Consider the following 3,338-nt stretch of genomic DNA (forward strand, 5'->3'; position numbering starts at 1 on the left):
TGTGTATAAGAGACAGGTGGAGTAGTGGGGTATTGGGGGAATTTCAACTAAAACCCCAACTCCCTACAACCCTACAACCCTAAAACCCTAAAACCCTATCTCCTGACGACCGACTCCTGAGGATTAAAAAAAGAGATGACTATCGGGTTGAATATTAATTTCCATCGGGACAGCTTGGGGTTCAGCATTCATGGCAAAATAGATAGCATCGGCGGCGGTTTGAGCGGTTAACATTTTAGTGCGATCAACTTTTAAGCTCACCTGATCCCAAAAAGGAGTATCGACACCACCAAAATAGAATAAAGTCATTTTAATACCATAGCGTTTTAACTCATCGGCCAAACATTTACTAAAACCCACCACCCCGTACTTAGAAGCACAATAAGCGGCAGCCATAGCCATAGAATGCTTACCCAAAATTCCCACCACATTACAGATATGACCAGCCTTATTTTCCTTCATCACATTAGCCGCAGCCTGACAGGTATAAAAACTCCCCTTCAGATTGAGGTCGAGCATTTTATCTAAATCTTCCGGCGTGATTTTATTATATTGTTTCATCACACCGGCTCCAGCCGCATTAACCAACACATCCAACCGGCCGTAATGGGAGACAATTTTTGCCATCAAAGTTTCCACCTGAGTGGGATTGGTGATATCCGTCGGCACAATTAAAGAAGGACAAGGCAACTCACCAGCTAAATTAGATAAATTATCGGCATTTCTGGCCACTAATACGAGTTTATGACCATTAACAGCTAGTTTACCCGCTAAAGCGGCACCTATACCCCCCGTAGCACCGACAATCAGGACAACTTTTTCGCTCATAATTATTTATAAATTTTTACAAATCTTATTGTAAACTGTTCCAACTGGAAAATCATCGCTAGTCCCAACCCCTTGATTAATGGTTAACCAACTTCTGATAGGATCAACCGTGACAATGTAAAGAAATTTTTATGACTGTACTGACCGAAGGAATCGCGCCCCACGGTGGGCAATTAATTAATCGTATTGCTACCGCTGCCGAAAAAGCTGAATTTCTGGCCCTAGCTGAAAAACTACCGCGAGTTTCCCTCGATGAACGATCGCTCTCGGATTTAGTTATGATTGCTATTGGTGGTTTCAGTCCCCTAAAAGGCTTTATGGAACAGGACGACTACGAAAAAGTCGTCGATGATATGCGTCTAATCAATGGTTTACCCTGGGCAATTCCCGTGACTCTTTCCGTTAGCGAAGAAGTGGCGGATCCTCTCAAAGAAGGCAACTGGATTCGTTTAGATGACAGCGAAGGCAACTTTGTCGGAGTCCTGGAACTAACCCAAAAATACCGTTATAATAAGGCCCACGAAGCAGTTAACGTCTATCGTACCGACGACCAGAAACACCCCGGGGTAAAAGTCCTCTACGAACAGGGAGAAATTAACCTCGCAGGTCCAATATGGTTACTTCAGCGCGATCCTCATCCCCAGTTTCCCAAATATCAGATCGATCCTCTGCAATCGCGCAAGATGTTCCACGAAAAAGCTTGGAAAACGATTGTCGGTTTCCAAACCCGTAATCCCATCCACCGGGCCCACGAATACATTCAAAAATGCGCCCTAGAAGTGGTAGATGGTTTATTCTTGCATCCTCTTGTCGGCGCTACCAAAAGCGATGATGTGCCAGCCGATGTGCGGATGCGTTGCTATGAGATCATGATGGATAAATACTTTCCCCAAGATCGCGTTATTCTGGCTATCAACCCCTCAGCTATGCGTTATGCCGGCCCCCGGGAAGCAATTTTCCACGCTATTATCCGCAAAAACTACGGTTGTACCCATTTTATCGTTGGTCGTGACCATGCCGGAGTCGGGGACTACTACGGAACCTACGATGCTCAGTATATCTTTGATGAGTTCGAGCCTGGGGAATTGGGAATCGTGCCGATGAAGTTTGAACACGCTTTCTACTGTACCCGCACTTCGGGAATGGCAACCACCAAAACTAGCCCCAGTTTACCGGAAGAAAGAATCCACCTTTCGGGAACAAAAGTCCGGGAACTGCTGCGTAAAGGGGAATTACCACCTCCAGAATTTTCCCGTCCGGAAGTGGCTGCCGAATTAATCCGGGCTATGCGAGAGTCATGAACATAACTAGGCGAGAATTGATCCAGCAGACAGGTTGGGGGTTGCTGACTTTGGCCATTAGTCAAGGGACCCTTAACCGTCATTTGGCTGCTCTCGCCGCCCCTAATCCCCGAAAATTGGCTCTTTTAGTCGGTATTGACCAGTATGGGGCGAATATTCCGCCGCTGCCCGGTTGTCTTACCGATGTGGAGTTACAAAAAGACCTTCTCCGTTATCGTTTTGGTTTTCAGGATGCTGATATAGTGACCTTAACGGGAAAAAAAGCCAGTCGAGAAGCGATCAAAGCGGCTTTTTTAGAACACCTGATCGCCCAAGCCAAGGCAGGGGATGTGGTCATTTTTCACTTTAGCGGTTATGGCAGTGTTGGGGCCCGAAAAGAGGTTTTTATTACTGCTGATGGGGCAGAAAATGCTTTACTTAAGGAAAATATCCTGCTGATGGCTCGCTGTCTAGCTACGGATAAGTTTAGCTTGGTTTTTGATAGTAGTCATCTCCCCCAACCTCAGCCCTATCTCGGTAATCTTCGCGTTCGTTCCTATCCCGAAAGCCTGACTGATCTTAACCCCGCCGAGTTAACTTTCGCTGCCGATATTAAAACCCGTTTTAACCTCAAAAATAAGCCTAGTAACGGCGTTATTCTCGCTGCCGCTAAACCGGAGCAACTCGCCCTGGAATTGAGCGGTAATAGCCCTAATGCTGGCTTATTCACCTATGATCTCACCCAGTATCTCTGGCAAGCTTGCCCCAGTCCGACAATTGCGATCGCTTTTCCCCATCTCCGTAATCTTGTCGCTAGTCACAGCAGTGAACAACAGCAGCCGGCAATCCTAACCAGTAATCAAAATAATTCTGCGCCGCTTTATCATATACAGCCAGAAAAGTCAAGGGGTGGGGCGGCAATTGTTACAAATCTTATTGATGAACGCACCCTAGAAGTCAATCTGGTCGGCCTGCCCTTAGAAATCCTAGAAAATTACGGAATTAACTCCTGTTTGAGCTTTATTGAGGCGACTGGGGAGGAAATCAGCCTACAAATTCTCTCCCGTCAGGGTTTAAAAGCCAAAGCGCAATTATTATCCCCGGCTGCTTCCCTAGAAATAGGACAGATTCTAGAGGAAAAATTGCGGGTTTTTCCGAGTAAAATCGGCTTAATCGTCGGTTTGGATAGTAACTTAACCCGAATTGAACGGGTAGATGCCACCAGTACCT

The 3,338-nt window shown here is 46.2% G+C and carries 3 protein-coding genes; 2 read left to right on the forward strand and 1 reads right to left on the reverse strand.

Features of this window, described 5'->3' with window-relative positions; translation table 11 throughout:
* Positions 1-123: 123 nt before the first annotated feature.
* Entirely contained in the window at positions 124-828 is a 705-nt protein-coding gene (locus IQ242_RS20210; RefSeq protein ID WP_193961184.1) for an SDR family oxidoreductase, read from the reverse strand.
* A 131-nt stretch (positions 829-959) separates the two neighbouring features.
* Here IQ242_RS20210 and sat point away from each other — a divergent pair, with 131 nt between their 5' ends.
* Positions 960-2,129, forward strand: a complete 1,170-nt coding sequence (gene sat / locus IQ242_RS20215) for a sulfate adenylyltransferase (RefSeq protein WP_193961185.1) — start codon at positions 960-962, stop codon at positions 2,127-2,129.
* Positions 2,126-3,338: caspase family protein (locus tag IQ242_RS20220; protein ID WP_193961186.1), on the forward strand; the 1,213-nt coding region annotated here is incomplete at its 3' end. The genes sat and IQ242_RS20220, both read left to right, overlap by 4 nt.

This window comes from Microcystis sp. LEGE 08355, assembly GCF_015207185.1.
Lineage (GTDB): Bacteria > Cyanobacteriota > Cyanobacteriia > Cyanobacteriales > Microcystaceae > Microcystis > Microcystis panniformis.